The 16,839-nt window shown below is 59.4% G+C and carries 10 protein-coding genes; 6 read left to right on the forward strand and 4 right to left on the reverse strand.

The window, feature by feature from the left end; translation table 11 throughout:
• Positions 1–15 precede the first annotated feature (15 nt).
• Complete coding sequence (locus FQ182_RS06660; RefSeq protein WP_149412900.1) at positions 16–1,308, forward strand: MFS transporter; 1,293 nt, start codon at positions 16–18, stop codon at positions 1,306–1,308.
• Between the two features lie 64 nt (positions 1,309–1,372).
• Here the strand turns inward: FQ182_RS06660 and FQ182_RS06665 are convergent, their stop codons facing one another.
• On the reverse strand, positions 1,373–2,836 hold the full coding sequence (locus tag FQ182_RS06665) for a glyceraldehyde-3-phosphate dehydrogenase (protein ID WP_149412899.1): 1,464 nt from the start codon (positions 2,834–2,836) through the stop codon (positions 1,373–1,375).
• 340 nt (positions 2,837–3,176) lie between these two features.
• Here FQ182_RS06665 and mfd point away from each other — a divergent pair, with 340 nt between their 5' ends.
• The 3 genes from mfd to FQ182_RS06680 are packed head-to-tail and all read left to right on the forward strand — an operon-like array spanning position 3,177 to position 9,909.
• Entirely contained in the window at positions 3,177–6,626 is a 3,450-nt protein-coding gene (gene mfd, locus FQ182_RS06670) for a transcription-repair coupling factor (protein ID WP_149412898.1), read from the forward strand.
• A 10-nt stretch (positions 6,627–6,636) separates the two neighbouring features.
• Positions 6,637–7,206, forward strand: a complete 570-nt coding sequence (locus tag FQ182_RS06675) for a CsiV family protein (RefSeq protein ID WP_149412897.1) — start codon at positions 6,637–6,639, stop codon at positions 7,204–7,206.
• Positions 7,207–7,215: 9 nt separating this feature from the next.
• The gene (locus FQ182_RS06680) at positions 7,216–9,909 is read left to right on the forward strand and encodes a DEAD/DEAH box helicase (RefSeq protein WP_149412896.1); all 2,694 of its coding nucleotides are present in this window, start codon (positions 7,216–7,218) and stop codon (positions 9,907–9,909) included.
• A gap of 61 nt (positions 9,910–9,970) precedes the next feature.
• Here FQ182_RS06680 and FQ182_RS06685 read toward each other — a convergent pair whose 3' ends face one another.
• From FQ182_RS06685 to FQ182_RS06695, 3 genes are all read right to left on the reverse strand, one after another.
• Entirely contained in the window at positions 9,971–13,267 is a 3,297-nt protein-coding gene (locus tag FQ182_RS06685) for a DEAD/DEAH box helicase (protein WP_149412895.1), read from the reverse strand.
• A gap of 220 nt (positions 13,268–13,487) precedes the next feature.
• Positions 13,488–14,498, reverse strand: coding sequence for a beta-N-acetylhexosaminidase (gene nagZ, locus FQ182_RS06690; RefSeq protein WP_149412894.1), 1,011 nt, complete (start codon positions 14,496–14,498; stop codon positions 13,488–13,490).
• Positions 14,499–14,668: 170 nt separating this feature from the next.
• Positions 14,669–15,376 carry a TetR/AcrR family transcriptional regulator gene (locus tag FQ182_RS06695; protein ID WP_149412893.1) on the reverse strand — a complete coding sequence of 236 codons (708 nt, stop codon included), beginning with the start codon at positions 15,374–15,376 and terminating at the stop codon, positions 14,669–14,671.
• 263 nt (positions 15,377–15,639) lie between these two features.
• Between FQ182_RS06695 and lexA the strand changes: the two genes are divergently transcribed.
• Together lexA and sulA are read left to right on the forward strand one after the other, a co-directional pair.
• The gene (gene lexA, locus FQ182_RS06700; protein ID WP_003172575.1) at positions 15,640–16,248 is read left to right on the forward strand and encodes a transcriptional repressor LexA; all 609 of its coding nucleotides are present in this window, start codon (positions 15,640–15,642) and stop codon (positions 16,246–16,248) included.
• Positions 16,249–16,258: 10 nt separating this feature from the next.
• Positions 16,259–16,735, forward strand: coding sequence for an SOS-induced cell division inhibitor SulA (gene sulA / locus FQ182_RS06705; RefSeq protein ID WP_149412892.1), 477 nt, complete (start codon positions 16,259–16,261; stop codon positions 16,733–16,735).
• Positions 16,736–16,839 lie beyond the last annotated feature (104 nt).

Raw genomic sequence — 16,839 nt, forward strand, 5'->3', positions numbered from 1 at the left:
AGTTGAGTAAACGACATGTCCACCACCACGGGCAAAGGCAAGGCGATCTTTCGCGTTGTCAGCGGCAACTTCCTTGAAATGTTCGACTTCATGGTCTATGGCTTCTACGCCACGGCCATTGCCAAGACCTTCTTCCCTACCGACAGCGCCTTCGCTTCATTGATGCTGTCTTTGGCCACCTTCGGTGCCGGGTTCCTGATGCGCCCGCTGGGGGCGATTTTCCTCGGTGCCTACATCGACCGTCACGGCCGTAAAAAAGGCCTGGTGATCACCCTGGCAATGATGGCCGCCGGTACGGTGCTGATTGCCTGCGTTCCAGGCTACGCCACCCTGGGAGTGGCCGCGCCGTTGATCGTGCTGTTTGGCCGCCTGCTCCAAGGCTTTTCTGCCGGTGTCGAGCTGGGAGGTGTGTCGGTGTATCTGGCGGAAATCGCCACACCCGGCCGCAAGGGCTTCTTCGTCAGTTGGCAGTCCGCCAGCCAGCAAGCCGCAGTGGTATTCGCAGGCCTTCTGGGCGTCAGCCTGAACCACTGGCTAAGCCCGGAAGAAATGGGTGACTGGGGCTGGCGCGTGCCGTTCCTGATCGGTTGCCTGATCGTACCAGTGATTTTCGTGATTCGTCGTTCCCTGGAAGAAACACCGGAATTCCAGGCTCGCAAACACCGCCCTACACTGCAGGAAATCGTCCGATCCATTGGCCAGAACTTCGGCATTGTGCTCGCGGGCATGGCGCTGGTGGTGATGACTACCGTGTCGTTCTACCTGATCACCGCCTACACCCCGACCTTCGGCAAGGCCGAATTGCACCTGTCGGACTTCGACGCGCTGCTGGTAACCGTGTGCATCGGCATCTCCAACTTCATCTGGCTGCCGGTGATGGGTGCGGTGTCCGACAAGATCGGCCGTAAACCGCTGCTGCTGGGCGCGACCATTCTGGCAATCCTCACCGCTTACCCGGCGCTGTCCTGGCTGGTAGCCAACCCGAGCTTTACGCACCTGCTGATTGTCTTGTTGTGGCTGTCGTTCCTGTACGGCTCATACAACGGCGCCATGGTCGTAGCACTGACCGAAATCATGCCGGTAGAAGTACGTACAACCGGCTTCTCCCTGGCCTACAGCCTGGCGACCGCGACCTTCGGCGGCTTTACCCCGGCGGCCTGTACCTACCTGATCCATGTGCTGGACAACAAGGCGGCACCGGGGATCTGGCTCAGTGGTGCGGCGGTGTTGGGGCTGGTTGCAACCCTGGTGCTGTTCAAGGGTAATCGCCATGAAGTACGCACCGCAGAGGCTGCTATAGCTCGCTAAGGGGTTAAATCGCAGATAAAAAAACGCCCCGACTAATCGGGGCGTTTTCATTTACCGCTGATGCTTAGCGCGGGAACGCTGGCGGGTTGACCCCGGCCATGTCTTCCATCACGCGAACCACCTGGCAGCTGTAACCGAACTCGTTGTCGTACCAGACGTACAGAACAGCGCGGTTGCCTTGGCAGATGGTCGCTTCAGCGTCCACCACGCCAGCATGGCGCGAGCCAACGAAGTCGGTGGAGACCACTTCCTGGGAATTGACGAAGTCGATTTGCTTATGCAGATCAGAGTGCAGCGCCATGTAGCGCAGGTACTCGTTCATCTCTTCACGGGTGGCTGGCTTCTCAAGGTTGAGGTTTAGGATAGCCATCGACACGTTTGGCGTCGGCACACGGATCGCGTTACCGGTCAGCTTGCCAGCCAGCTCAGGCAGGGCCTTGGCAGCAGCGGTGGCAGCACCGGTCTCAGTGATCACCATGTTCAGCGCGGCGCTACGGCCACGGCGATCGCCCTTGTGGAAGTTGTCGATCAGGTTCTGGTCGTTGGTGTACGAGTGAACGGTTTCGACGTGACCGTTGAGGATGCCGAACTTGTCATTCACAGCCTTGAGCACCGGCACGATGGCGTTGGTGGTGCAGGAAGCGGCAGACACGATCTTGTCGTCAGCGGTGATTTCAGCGTGGTTGATACCGTGAACGATGTTCTTCAGCTTGCCTTTGCCAGGCGCGGTCAGAACAACGCGGTCGATACCCGGGCAGGCCAAGTGCTGGCCCAAGCCCTCGGCGTCACGCCACACACCGGTGTTGTCCACCAGCAGTGCGTTCTTGATGCCGTACTGGGTGTAATCCACCTCGGTCGGGTTCTTCGCGTAGATCACCTGGATCAGGTTACCGTTAGCGGTGATGGTGTTGTTTTCTTCGTCGATGGTAATGGTGCCGTTGAACGAACCGTGCACCGAATCGCGACGCAAGAGGCTTGCGCGCTTGGTCAGGTCGTTGTCGGCACCTTTACGCACAACAATGGCACGCAGGCGCAGGCCGTCGCCGCCACCGGTTTTTTCGATCAGGATGCGCGCCAGCAGGCGGCCGATACGACCGAAACCGTACAGGACAACGTCGGTGCCTTTACGGGCGCAAGCGCCCTGCTGGCCAACCACAGCGGCCATTTCTTCACGGACGAACTGCTCGGCAGTTCGGCCATTGCCCTGGGCCTTGAACTTGACGGCCAATTTACCGAGATCCACCGAAGCCGCGCCGAGCTTGAGCTCGCTCATGGCTTTAAGCAGAGGGAATGTTTCGTGGACGGAAAGTTCGACATCGTCAGACTGACGGTGGCGAGCAAAGCGATGAGCCTTGAGAATCGCGATGACTGACTGGTTGATCAGGCTGCGGCCATAGATCGAGCTAACCACGCCGTTATTGCGGTATAGCTGACCGATAAGTGGAATCATCGCTTCCGCAAGTGCTTCACGGTCGATCCATTCACCAAGACACTGGTCGGGCTTCTGAGTCACGGGAACCTTCCACATGTAGGGGCTGAAAAAAGGGGCTACATTATGCCGCCCAGTCGCCCTCTGAGCAATGCGCGCGCCACAACAAAACCCTTTGCGAAAAACACACGCCCCGCGCCAGCCCAGTAAATACGCGGCCTTCAGGACACCCCCAAAGCGAGAGCCCTTGGCCACTTGTCCGTAACCCTCCGAAACATATGGCTAATCCGGCACTACATATTGAGCTAAATGGCCCCATTGTTTGTCTTAGCCACTACATTTTCCTCAATACGTATTAGGCACAGTCTACAACTGACAGGCGGCACCCGAGGCCGTTACAATTACCGACTTTGTCGCAACGCTTGGAGCTCAACCTTCCGTGCCCGTTCTGCGTCTACCGCTACTCCCTGCCGCGGCAGGTAAACAGCACTGGGGCAATCTCCCCGGTGCAGCCCTGAGCCTGGCGATTGCCGAGGCTGCCAGCGCTGCCAAGCGCTTCACCTTGCTGCTGACCGCCGACAGCCAAAGCGCCGAACGGCTGGAACAGGAGCTGAGTTTCTTTGCCCCGGACTTGCCGGTGCTGCACTTTCCCGACTGGGAAACCCTGCCCTACGATCTGTTCTCGCCGCACCAGGACATCATTTCCCAGCGTATCGCCAGCCTGTACCGGCTGCCGGAACTGGCTCATGGCGTGCTGGTGGTGCCAATCACCACAGCCCTGCACCGCCTGGCACCGACCAAGTTCCTGCTGGGCAGCAGCCTGGTACTGGATATCGGCCAGAAGCTCGACGTCGAGCAAATGCGCACACGGCTTGAGGCCAGCGGCTATCGCTGCGTCGACACGGTGTACGAGCATGGCGAATTCGCGGTACGCGGAGCGTTGATCGACCTGTTCCCGATGGGCAGCAAACTGCCGTACCGGATCGACCTGTTCGACGACGAAATCGAAACCCTGCGCACCTTCGACCCGGAAAACCAGCGGTCCATCGATAAGGTGCAGTCGATCAAGCTGCTGCCGGCTCGGGAATTCCCACTGCAAAAAGACGCCGTCACCCGCTTCAAGGCGCGTTTTCGCGAGCGCTTTGACGTGGACTTCCGCCGCTGCCCGATTTTCCAGGACTTGAGCAGCGGGATTACCCCTGCCGGTATCGAGTACTACCTGCCGCTGTTCTTCGACGAAACCTCCACCCTCTTCGACTACCTGCCCCAGGACACCCAGGTGTTCTCCCTGCCGGGCATCGAACAGGCCGCGGAGAACTTCTGGAATGACGTGCGCAACCGTTATGAAGAACGCCGCGTCGATCCCTCCCGTCCTTTATTGCCACCCGCCGAGCTGTTCCTGCCGGTGGAAGACTGCTTCGCCCGGCTGAAAAATTGGCCGCGAGTGGTCGCCAGCCAGCAGGATGTGGATACCGGCGTCGGCCGCGAACGCTTCCCGGCGCAAGCCTTGCCGAACCTGGCCATCGAAGCCAAGGCCAACCAGCCACTGGAAGCCTTGTCCAATTTCCTCGCTGACTTCTCCGGCCGCGTGCTGTTTACCGCCGAATCCGCCGGCCGGCGTGAGGTTCTGCTGGAACTGCTGGAACGCTTGAAGCTGCGGCCGAAAACCGTCGACAGCTGGCCGGATTTCATTGCCAGCAAAGAGCGCCTGGCGATCACCATCGCCCCGCTGGACGAAGGTTTGCTGCTGGATAATCCGGCCCTGGCGCTGATTGCCGAAAGCCCGCTGTTCGGTCAGCGGGTAATGCAGCGTCGCCGTCGGGAAAAACGTGCTGACGGCAATAATGACGCGGTGATCAAAAACCTCACCGAGCTACGCGAAGGCGCGCCGGTGGTGCATATCGATCACGGTGTCGGCCGCTACCTGGGCCTGCAGACCCTGGAAATCGATAACCAGGTCGCCGAATTCCTCACTATGGAATATGCCGAGGGCGCCAAGCTCTACGTGCCGGTCGCCAACCTGCACCTCATTGCCCGCTACACCGGCAGCGACGACGCCCTGGCGCCGTTGCACCGCCTGGGCTCCGAAACCTGGCAGAAAGCCAAGCGCAAGGCCGCCGAACAAGTGCGCGACGTCGCCGTCGAGCTGCTGGATATCTACGCCCGCCGTGCGGCCCGCGAAGGCTATGCCTTCGCCGATCCAAAAGCCGACTATGCGACCTTCAGCGCCGGCTTCGCCTTCGAAGAAACCCCGGACCAGCAAACCACCATCGACGCCGTGCGCGCCGACATGCTCGCCCCCAAGCCGATGGACCGCCTGGTCTGCGGCGACGTGGGTTTCGGCAAGACCGAGGTGGCGATGCGCGCCGCCTTTATTGCCGTGCATGGCGGCCGCCAGGTGGCGATCCTGGTACCCACCACCCTGCTCGCTCAGCAGCACTACAACAGCTTTCGCGACCGCTTTGCCGACTGGCCGGTGACCGTGGAAGTGATGAGTCGCTTCAAGTCGGCCAAGGAAGTGAATGCGGCCATTGCCAATCTGGCCGAAGGCAAGATCGACATCGTCATCGGCACCCACAAGCTGCTGTCGGACGATGTGAAGATCAAGAACCTGGGCCTGGTGATCATCGACGAAGAACACCGCTTCGGTGTCCGTCAGAAGGAACAGCTCAAGGCCCTGCGCAGTGAGGTCGACATCCTGACTCTCACCGCCACGCCGATCCCGCGAACGCTGAACATGGCCGTGTCGGGCATGCGCGACCTCTCGATCATCGCCACGCCGCCAGCGCGGCGTTTGTCGGTGCGCACCTTCGTCATGGAGCAGAACAAAAGCACGGTCAAGGAAGCCCTGCTGCGCGAGCTGCTCCGTGGCGGCCAGGCCTACTACCTGCACAACGACGTAAAAACCATCGAGAAATGCGCCGCCGACCTTGCCGAACTGGTGCCAGAAGCGCGGATCGCCATCGGCCACGGGCAGATGCGCGAACGCGAACTCGAACAGGTGATGAGCGACTTCTACCACAAGCGCTTCAACGTGCTGATCGCCTCGACCATCATCGAGACCGGCATCGACGTACCGAGCGCCAACACCATCATCATCGAGCGCGCCGACAAGTTCGGCCTGGCGCAGTTGCACCAGTTGCGCGGCCGGGTCGGGCGCAGTCACCACCAGGCCTACGCCTATTTGCTGACGCCACCGCGCCAGCAAATCACCTCCGACGCACAGAAGCGCCTGGAAGCCATCGCCAATACCCAGGACCTGGGGGCTGGCTTTGTGCTGGCCACCAACGACCTGGAAATCCGTGGCGCCGGCGAGTTGCTGGGCGACGGCCAGAGCGGGCAAATCCAGGCCGTGGGTTTCACCCTTTATATGGAAATGCTCGAACGAGCGGTGAAAGCCATCCGCAAGGGCGAGCAGCCGAACCTCGATCAACCCCTGGGCGGCGGCCCGGAAATCAACCTGCGCTTACCGGCGTTGATTCCCGAAGACTATCTGCCGGATGTCCATGCACGGCTGATCCTGTACAAACGCATTGCCTCGGCTACCGACGAAGAAGGCCTAAAAGACCTGCAAGTGGAGATGATCGACCGCTTCGGCCTGTTGCCGGAACCGACCAAGAACCTGGTGCGCCTGACCCTGCTCAAATTGCAGGCCGAGCAGTTGGGGATCAAGAAGGTCGACGCCGGCCCTCAGGGCGGGCGCATCGAGTTTGAGGCGCAAACCCCGGTGGACCCGTTGGTACTGATCAAGTTGATTCAGGGCCAGCCCAACCGCTACAAGTTCGAAGGGGCTACGCTGTTCAAGTTCATGGTGCCGATGGAACGCGCCGAAGAGCGCTTTAATACATTGGAGGCGCTGTTTGAGCGACTCATCCCGAAATCTGCTTGAAGGACGCCCCATGCGCCTGTTCCGTATCCTGAGCCTGTTGTTGGTAGTGGTGTGTGCACCTGCGGCATTTGCCGATAGTTTGTATCAGGTAGAAATGATCCTGGTCCGCCAGAATGCCGAGCCGGTGATCGGCAGCCGGGCGGCGCCGGAAGACTGGGACGCCGGGGCGCGACGCCTGGGCAGTGACAAAATGAGCCCGCCGCGCCTGAACAACATCGTCGACAAGCTCAACGCCGACAGCAACTACACCGTGCTATTGCACAAGGCCTGGGAACAGAACCTCGGCGAGCAGCCGGTCAATATCGCCATCAGCGACGGTGCGGAGCAGTTCGGCCAGTTTCCCCTCCAGGGCACCCTGAAGCTGCAACTTGGGCGCTTTACCGACGTGGACGCGAGTTTCTGGATCAACCAGTTCGACAACAATGGCAACGTAACCGCCAGCGAACACCTCAAGCAAACCAGCCACACCAAGAACAACCAGCTCAACTACCTGGATAACGGCCAGTTGGCGCTGCTGATCAAGATCACTTCGCTGACCGCCAAGCCGCCCAGCGCTGCGCGGCCCGATGTTCAGGACTGATCCAGCACCATGCCCCTGACGTCGTCGCTGACCAAACCCCTGGCCCCTTCGTGGGCCAATCGTTTCAAAGAGCAAAGCCTGGAGCGTGGCCGGCGCTACGCCCTGGAAAACCGCGTGCGCATCGTCGAATCCGGCGACAGCACCATCATCGCCAGTTGCGAAGGCTCCGGCGGCAACGTCTATCGCCAGACCATCTCGTTGCGCGAGTCCACCAAGGGCATGCTGATCCTGGTGGACAGCCGCTGCACCTGCCCTGTGCATACCAACTGCAAACACATTGCGGCGGTGCTGCTTAAAGTCCAGGAAACCCTGGCCTACCCGGCGGCGGCACAGGATGCCGAGTTGCTGGAGAAGCTCCAGGCAGTGCTGGATAACCGCGTGGTGCTGCCGCAAGTGGTGCTGGATAACGTGCAGCCCATCCCGCGATTGTGGCTGGCCAGTATCGAGTTCAGCGCCTTCGAGCCGCGTAACGGCAAGATGCAGCGTTATATCCAGCATCGCGCGGCGCTGTCCTTCAACTACCAGGGCAACTACGTCAGCGGCCAGAAGAACGCCGACATCATTGTCCGCCAGGAAACGCAAAGCCTGCGAATCAAGCGCCACCCCGAGGTCGAACAGCAATTTCGCGAACAACTGCGCCTGCTCGGCTTCAAGATCGCCACCCGCCAGAGCAAGGCTCTGCCGGAAAGTGCAGGCGAACTGTTCGAGATGGTCAACGACAGCGCTTGGCTGAATTTCACCCTTAATGCTTCACCCGGATTACGGGCCCAGTGTTGGGAGTTGCAGATCGATGAGGATTTCGGCTTCGACCTCAGCACCGTGGACGACTGGTACGCCACCGTCGACGAAGTGCCGGAGCGCGACTGGTTCGACCTGGAACTGGGGATCATCGTTAACGGCGAACGGCTGAGCCTGCTGCCAATCCTGTTGAACCTGATGCGTTCCCACACCGAAATCCTCAATCCGGAAAAACTTGCCCGCAGGCGCGATGACGAGCTGATTCTGGTCAACATTCCCGGCCTACCCAATGGCGGCCACGGCCCGCTGCAAGTGGCGCTGCCCTATGGCCGGCTGAAACCGGTGCTGGCCACCCTTGGCGAGTTTTACCTGCAAGAGCCCGGCGCCACCACCTTGCGCCTGGCCAAGGCTGACGCGATTCGCCTCAACCCACTGGAAGACCTGCCACTGCAATGGGAAGGCGGTGATCAGATCCGCAACTTCGCCCAGCGGCTGCGGGACATCAAGGACTTCGCCGTTGTCGCGCCGCAGGACTTGAACGCAACCTTGCGTCCCTATCAGCTGGAAGGCCTGAGCTGGATGCAGTCGCTGCGGCAACTGGAAGTGGGCGGGATTCTTGCGGATGACATGGGCCTGGGTAAAACCCTGCAAACCCTGGCGCATATTCTCATCGAGAAAATCGCCGGGCGCCTGGACCGGCCGTGCATGGTGGTGATGCCCACCAGCCTGATCCCCAACTGGCTCGATGAAGCGGCGCACTTCACCCCGCAGCTCAAGGTGCTCGCGCTGTACGGTGCCGGGCGCAAGAAACATTTCCCGCAACTGCAGGACTATGACCTGCTGCTGACGACCTACGCCCTGCTGCCCAAGGACATCGAGCAACTGGCCGCCCAGCCCCTGCACGTATTGATCCTCGACGAAGCGCAGTACATCAAGAACCCCAACAGCAAGGCTGCCCAGGCCGCCCGCGAGCTGAATGCCCGCCAGCGCCTGTGCCTGAGTGGCACGCCGCTGGAAAACCACTTGGGCGAACTCTGGTCGCTGTTCCACTTCCTGCTGCCGGGCTGGCTCGGTGACGTGAAAAGCTTCAACCGCGACTACCGCGTGCCCATCGAAAAGCGCGCCAGCGAGGTGCGATTACAGCACCTTAACGGCCGGATTAAACCTTTCCTACTGCGCCGTACCAAGGAACAGGTGGCCACGGAGCTGCCGCCCAAGACCGAGATCATCCACTGGGTCGAACTCAATGAGGCCCAGCGTGATGTGTATGAAACCATGCGTTTGGCGATGGACAAGAAAGTCCGCGATGAGATTACCCGCAAGGGCGTGGCCCGCAGTCAAATCATCATTCTGGAAGCGCTGCTGAAGTTGCGTCAGGTATGTTGCGATTTGCGGCTGGTGAATGACGCCACCCTGCCCGCTCGCGGCAGCAGCTCCGGCAAGCTCGACAGTTTGATGGAAATGCTGGAGGAACTGTTTGCCGAAGGGCGCAGGATTCTGCTGTTTTCCCAATTCACCTCGATGCTCAGCCTGATCGAAATCGAACTAAAAAAGCGCGGCGTCGCCTATGCGCTGCTCACCGGCCAGACTCGGGATCGACGCACACCGGTGAAGGACTTTCAGAGCGGCAAGTTGCAGATCTTCCTAATCAGCCTCAAGGCTGGCGGCGTTGGCCTTAACCTGACGGAAGCCGATACGGTGATCCACTACGACCCATGGTGGAACCCCGCCACGGAAAACCAGGCCACCGACCGAGCGTATCGTATTGGCCAGGAGAAGCCGGTGTTCGTCTATAAGATGATCGCCCGCGGCACCGTGGAGGAAAAGATTCAGGCGCTACAGCAGGAGAAAGCTGATCTGGCTGCAGGTGTGCTGGATGGCCGGACGACCGGGGATTGGAAATTGGGCAATGAGGATATTGAAGCGCTGTTTGCGCCGCTGCCCAATAAGCAGGAAAAGCGCTGACTTTTACGGTGACTCTTAAACCGTCATCGCGGGCAAACCCGCGATGGCTGCGACTTGGTCTTCAGCCAGGCAACGGAGCAAACAGCGCCTCGATGTCCCGCGGTTCCAGCTTCCAGCCCGTACTGGCGCCGCCTTCAAGCACGCCGCTGGCCAGAGCAGCTTTCTCCTGCTGCAATGCCTGAATTTTCTCCTCAACCGTACCGCGGGCGATCATCTTGTAGACGAACACCGGCTTATCTTGCCCGATACGGTAAGCACGATCCGTCGCCTGGTTTTCCACCGCAGGGTTCCACCACGGGTCGTAGTGGATCACCGTATCGGCAGCCGTCAGGTTCAAGCCCGTACCGCCCGCCTTCAAACTGATCAGGAACAACGGCGTCTTGCCGTCCTGGAAGTTCTTGACCGGTGTACGTCGATCAAGGGTTTCACCGGTCAGGATCGAATAATCGACCTGACGCTGCTTCAACTCTTCTTCAATCAGCGCCAACATCGAGGTGAATTGCGAGAACAGCAAAATACGCCGCCCCTCGCTGAGCAGCTCCTCCACCATCTCCATCAAACTGCCCAGTTTTCCCGTGCCTGCGCGAGCGACTTTGAAGACCGGTGCCGACTTGACCAGCCGCAAGTCACAACACACCTGCCGCAGCTTGAGCAGCGCTTCCAGAATGATGATCTGGCTGCGCGCCACACCATGGCGACTGATCTCGTCGCGCACCTTTTTATCCATGGCCACGCGTACGGTTTCATAGACATCCCGTTGCGCGTCGCTCAAGTCCACCCAGTGGACAATTTCGGTCTTGGGCGGCAATTCAGTCGCCACCTGTTCCTTTTTGCGGCGCAACAGGAAGGGTTTTATCCGGGCCGTAAGGTGCTGCATCCGCTGCACGTTACCGTGCTTTTCGATGGGTGTGCGGTAATCACGATTGAAGGTTTTGCTGTCGCCTAGCCATCCTGGCAACAGGAAATGGAACAACGACCAGAGCTCACCCAAATGGTTTTCCAGCGGCGTTCCTGAAAGGCACAAGCGTTGACCGGCTTCCAGTTGCCGTGCGGCCTGGGCGGCCTTGCTGTTGGGGTTCTTGATGTTTTGCGCCTCGTCCAGGATCAACACACTCCAGCGTTGCGCCTGCAAGACTTCGAGGTCCCGGGGCAGCAGCGCATAGGTGGTGAGTACCACGTCGTAATCGGTCAAACGCGTGAACTCTTCCTGGCGTTGAGCACCATGCAGTGCCAGCACCTTGAGTTGTGGGGTGAAACGGGCGGCCTCATCCTGCCAGTTGGGGATCAGACTGGTTGGCATGACGGCCAGCGCAGGGGTAAGCAAACGACCGACCTGTTTTTCGCAGAGTAGATGCGCAAGAGCTTGCAGGGTTTTGCCCAGGCCCATGTCATCGCCCAGGATACCGCCGACTTCCAGTTCACGCAGAGTCTGCATCCAGTTCAGGCCTTCGAGCTGGTAGCCTCGAAGTTCGGCGTTCAGCCCTTGGGGGGCGGGCACATGGGCATGGGTGGAGTCCTTCAAGCGTTTGGCAAAGTTGCGCAGGCGCTCACCGCCTTGCCATACCAGAGGAATGCCATCCAGATCGCTCAGCCGTGCAGCGTCCGGTGCATTCAGACGCAGCGAGGTCCCCTCGGGCTCACGCAAATAGAGTTCGCCAAGGGTCGCCATCAACGGTTTGATGCGTCCGTAAGGCAGCGCAACCTTGGTTTTCTGACCGGCACCTAGAGCGACCAGCAGGCGCTCGTCATCATCGCGATCTGCCAGATAAGCCGGTTGAAGCAACTGCGGCTGACGGCGCATCAAGTTCAGAACGATAGGCAGCAGGCTGTGGCGCTCGCCATTGACCTCAATACCCAATTCCAGATCAAACCACTCCCGCCCGGGGGACTCCTCGATGTCCGCGTACCAGTGGTCCACCGCTTCCACGTCGTAGTAAAAGCCGGGGTTGATGATCACTTCCCAACCGGACTCACGCAGTGCGGGTAAACCGGCCTCAACGAAGTTCAACCAGGCCTCATCGCTGGGCAGGTCAAACATTTCTCCCGCACTCTCGGGCAACGCCTGGGTCTTGCGGGTTACCTTGGCAAACCCCAACCCTGCAAGCGCCTTGCGCAGGGATTTTTCGGCGGCAGGCTTGCGCTGGATACGCTGGGTTTCGGTGCCCGTCAGCAGCAGGATTTCCGTGGAGGCCTTATCACTTCCAAGACTCGCTCCATAGCGATAGGCCAACGCTGCGCGATGCTCAATGGATGGCATCTGGCGGTGGTAAGCAGCATTGTAGGAATGAGATTCATGACTGCCCAAGGTCAGGCAAGCTCGTGGTTCAATATCGTCGATGACTCGCTCAGTCAGCTTCTGCGGTGGAGGAATGGCCGAAGCCACCGCGCTGATGCGATGGCTGAACAGGGCAACGTCGCGTGCGGGAATCTCGGGCAACTGGCACATATGGCAGGCCAGGGTTGCATTCATATCGTGTTCCAGCGGCCCAAGCTCCATACGCGTGCGGTCGAGGTAATAGAGTGGCTTGAGGGCCAGGACATCAGTCAGCGGTTGCTCAGCACTGTGCCACTGCGGGCGGTAGTCACCATTGGGCTGCTCGACCCATCTGAAATGGGCGACTTGGCTGGGGCCCGAAGTGAGCAACTGCACCGGATCGAAGTCGTAAAACAATCTCCCGGTCTTCATCGCCAGTTCAAGGATTTGCGCACCAGCCTCTCCCTCCAGTGGATAACTGCTGCTGTACCGACCGTACGTTTGGCCGAGCAGCAGCAAACGCGCGATCCGCTTGTCCACCTCAAGGAGATAAGCAGGCGAACGTATCAACGTTTCGTCCAACGAATAGAGCGACTTGATGTCACTCAGACCGCCATTTTTCAGCTGACGTGCCTTGTACACTGCCAATGACCACTGACCTGCAACCCGACTTGTCTGGAACTTGTACAACACTCGGGTATTGGCGCCCTTGGCGTAAGTCTCGACCTCAGGGACGGGGGCAGGAATGCTGTTGAGCCAACGTTCAAGGTCAGGGCTCAGACGGGAATTAGTATTGGCAGCCGACTGTTTGAAATAAGTCGTCTCAAGATAGATAAGGACCGCAGCGCAGTGTTTGCAGTCACTGACCATCGGGCAGGAGCACTCACAATCAAGCCTGGGCGAACCTGAATATTCTTCCAGTGAAATAATCTGCTGGTAGAGGTTTGTACCTGAACCTCGACACTGCGCATGAAGGATGTTCGAGCCCGTATCCACTATCTGGACCCGGTCATCCTTTGCGTAATTGATGGCGCGATCAAAAGTACCCTGATCAAAAAGCTCAGCCCAGTCCAGTTCTAGAATTCGGTCAATAAGTATCGTCATGGGCTGGGATGTTATCGCAGCCGGACATTTCTTCAATATGGTTTTTCTCACAGAGAACTATGAAAAAACCACACTTCAAGACTGATTTATCTGACACCAACAAAAGTGAATAAACACGCCCCAATCAGCCATTCAAGACTCTTGCCAGCCGGGTGATTTCAAGGTGCGGGCCCTGGGTGCAGGCGCCCGCTAGTGGTGCCGCCGATAATCGCGTAACCCGTTAATCGATCAGTTGAGCTTCTCTGAGGGCGCCCAGAGCAGCCAGCCAGCGTGGGTCCTGCTTGTATTCGATGGAGGCAATGCCTTGCCCGCGCATCCGAGCAATACGGGCCGACGGTGTGACCTTCATGCGCTGGGCGGCGCTCAGGGCCAACTCGGCAGCAGCGCGGTCGTTGCACACCAGGCCCATGTCGCAACCGGCGGTCAGCGCCGCTTCGATACGACTGGCGGCGTCACCCACCACATGAGCACCGGCCATGGACAGGTCGTCACTGAAAATCACCCCGTCGAACTGCAACTCACCTCGCAGGATGTCCTGCAGCCAGCGGCGAGAGAAGCCGGCGGGTTGTGCATCGACTTGTGGGTAAATGACATGGGCCGGCATCACTGCGGCCAACTGCTTGCTCAGCCGTGCGAAAGGCACCAGATCATTGGCCCTAATCTGTTCCAGGCTGCGCTCATCATTGGGAATCGCAACGTGGGAATCGGCTTCAGCCCAGCCGTGACCGGGGAAGTGCTTGCCCGTAGCAGCCATGCCGGCGCTGTTCATGCCGCGGATAAAGGCGCCAGCCAGCAAGGCGGCCCGCTCGGGATCGCCCTCGAATGAACGGCTGCCAACAACGGCGCTGCGCTGGTAATCCAGGTCCAGCACCGGGGCGAAGCTCAGGTCCAGACCAACTGCCAGCACTTCGGTGGCCATGATCCAACCACATTGCTCAGCGAGGTATTCGGCGTTGGGGTTATCGGCCAGGGCACGCATGGCTGGCAGGCGCACAAAACCTTGGCGCAAACGCTGAACGCGACCGCCTTCCTGATCGACCGCCAACAACACGTCCGGGCGCACGGCACGAATCGCCGCGCTCAACTCACGCACCTGGCGTGGATGCTCGATATTGCGCGCAAAAATGATCAGGCCGCCTACCTCAGGCTGTCGCAACAAGTGGCGATCTTCAGCCGTCAGCCAGGTACCGGCGACGTCCACCATCAATGAACCTTGCAGGGCAGCAGTCATAAACCTTCCTTAAATAACGCGCGCAAACCGAAGCCCTCGCGAGGTCGCATCGCCAGAATTGAACCTGGCAATGAACGCTCGGCGAGAGCAACGGGTTGTGGATAAATAGCTGTAATCGGCATGGGTGGCTAGCTTAGCGGATGCAAGCCGCCACGCACACCCAAGAGCGGTTAAACCTTGGCGGCGGCTGGCGCCGACTTGCTGCGCGGGCGCAACTGGGCAGCGGCCATGGCCTGGTCAGTGACGCCGGTTTCGGCGCGCATGCCGGCCGCGAGGAACGGCACCATCAGGCGCATCACCTGCTCGATGGAGGTGTTGACGCCAAAGTCGGTTTCGGCAATCGCCCGCAAGGCCTTGATTCCGGACATGCTGAACGCTGCAGCGCCGAGCATGAAGTGCACGCGCCAAAACAATTCGATAGGAGGGATGCGAGGTGCTGCTTCGTTGACCAGCAGCATATAGCGGCGGAACACCTTGCCGTACATGTCTTCCAGGTAACGACGCAAATGCCCCTGGCTCTGGCTGAATGCCAGGCCCAGCAGGCGCATGAAGATCGATAGGTCGTTGCCGCTGCGTGGCTGGACCACCAGCGCTTGCTCGACGAGAATTTCCAGCAGGTCTTCCAGGCTTGGCTTGTGATCTGCCTTGGCCTGGCGGCGCTCCAGTTCACGATCAAGGCTGGCGCAGAACGGCCCCAGGAACCGCGAGAACACCGCCTGGATCAGGGCTTTTTTCGAGCCGAAATGATAGTTCACCGCCGCCAGGTTGACCCCGGCTTTGCTGGTGATCAGCCGCAATGAGGTTTCAGCAAATCCTTTTTCCGCGAACAGCTGCTCGGCAGCATCGAGAATGCGTTCAACGGTTTCCGACTGGGCCATGGCTACTCCGCCTGACAAACACTTGTTTGAAACATACGTTTCACCTTATGTATTGTCAAGCCTGCGGGTCCGCTTTCCGGCTGAGCAGTCAGCTATTTCATCACTATTTAATCACATCTGGCGGGGCCTGTAGGCAGCGCTGTCGCTGGAGCGTTATACGGCTGATGGATGACCGTCCAGCGGAGTTAATAAAAACGATGATTGCCAAGCGCAGTTCACTGTATATAATCCCAGTCACTGTATAAAAAGACAGAGCGATCAACATGCTAAAACTGACGCCACGCCAAGCTGAGATTCTGGCTTTTATCAAGCGCTGCCTCGACGACAACGGTTATCCGCCGACACGGGCTGAAATTGCGCTGGAGCTGGGATTCAAGTCACCCAATGCCGCTGAAGAACACCTGAAGGCCCTCGCCCGCAAAGGCGCGATCGAGATGACGCCAGGCGCTTCAAGAGGCATCCGCATCCCTGGTTTCGAGGCCAAGGCCGACGAATCGACGCTGCCGATCATTGGCCGTGTTGCTGCCGGTGCGCCGATCCTGGCCCAACAGCACGTCGAAGAATCCTGCAACATCAACCCGACATTCTTCCACCCTCGCGCTGACTATCTGCTGCGGGTTCATGGCATGAGCATGAAGGATGTCGGTATTTTTGACGGTGACTTGTTGGCCGTCCATACCACTCGCGAAGCCCGTAATGGCCAGATCGTCGTCGCCCGCATCGGTGATGAAGTCACGGTAAAACGCTTCAAGCGTGAAGGCAGCAAGGTCTGGCTCCTGGCCGAAAACCCTGAGTTCGCCCCCATTGAAGTGAACCTCAAAGACCAGGATCTGGTGATCGAAGGCTTGAGTGTCGGCGTTATTCGCCGCTAACGGAGGCATCATGCAGTTTCCACACGCACCGCAACACACACAACTGCCGTTGTTTGAGGCCTTCATGATGGCCCAGCCCCTTGCGCCGATTCTCAAGGAAGCGGTCGAGTCACCCTGGATCACCGAACCCGAGGCATTCAGTGAATTGTCGTTGCGCGGCGCTGCCGGGAACTGCCTGAGCCTGCTGGCCCCCATTCTTCGCGAACTGAGCGAGGAACAGGACGCCCGCTGGCTGACCTTGATCGCCCCGCCCTCAAGCCTGACCCAGGCCTGGTTACGGGACGCCGGTCTGAATCGCGAGCGTATCCTGCTGCTGCAACCACGGGGCACTCAAAGCGCCCAGCAATTAACTTGCGAAGCTTTACGCCTGGGGCGAAGCCACACCGTGGTCAGTTGGCTGAACCCGCTGAGCACAACAGCCAGGCAACAGTTGATCAGTGCAGCACGCACGGGCGACGCACAGAGTTTGAATATTCGACTTGGATAAAGCCGGTGTTCACGCGCAAAGCGTTACCGCTGCAAGCACGAAAGACCGTCCGATTGCAGCTCTGACTTTCAGCCAGTGCCTGCGATGGACGCCAGGCTTCTCCA

Origin of the sequence: Pseudomonas sp. ANT_H4, from assembly GCF_008369295.1 — a bacterium.
Taxonomy (GTDB): domain Bacteria; phylum Pseudomonadota; class Gammaproteobacteria; order Pseudomonadales; family Pseudomonadaceae; genus Aquipseudomonas.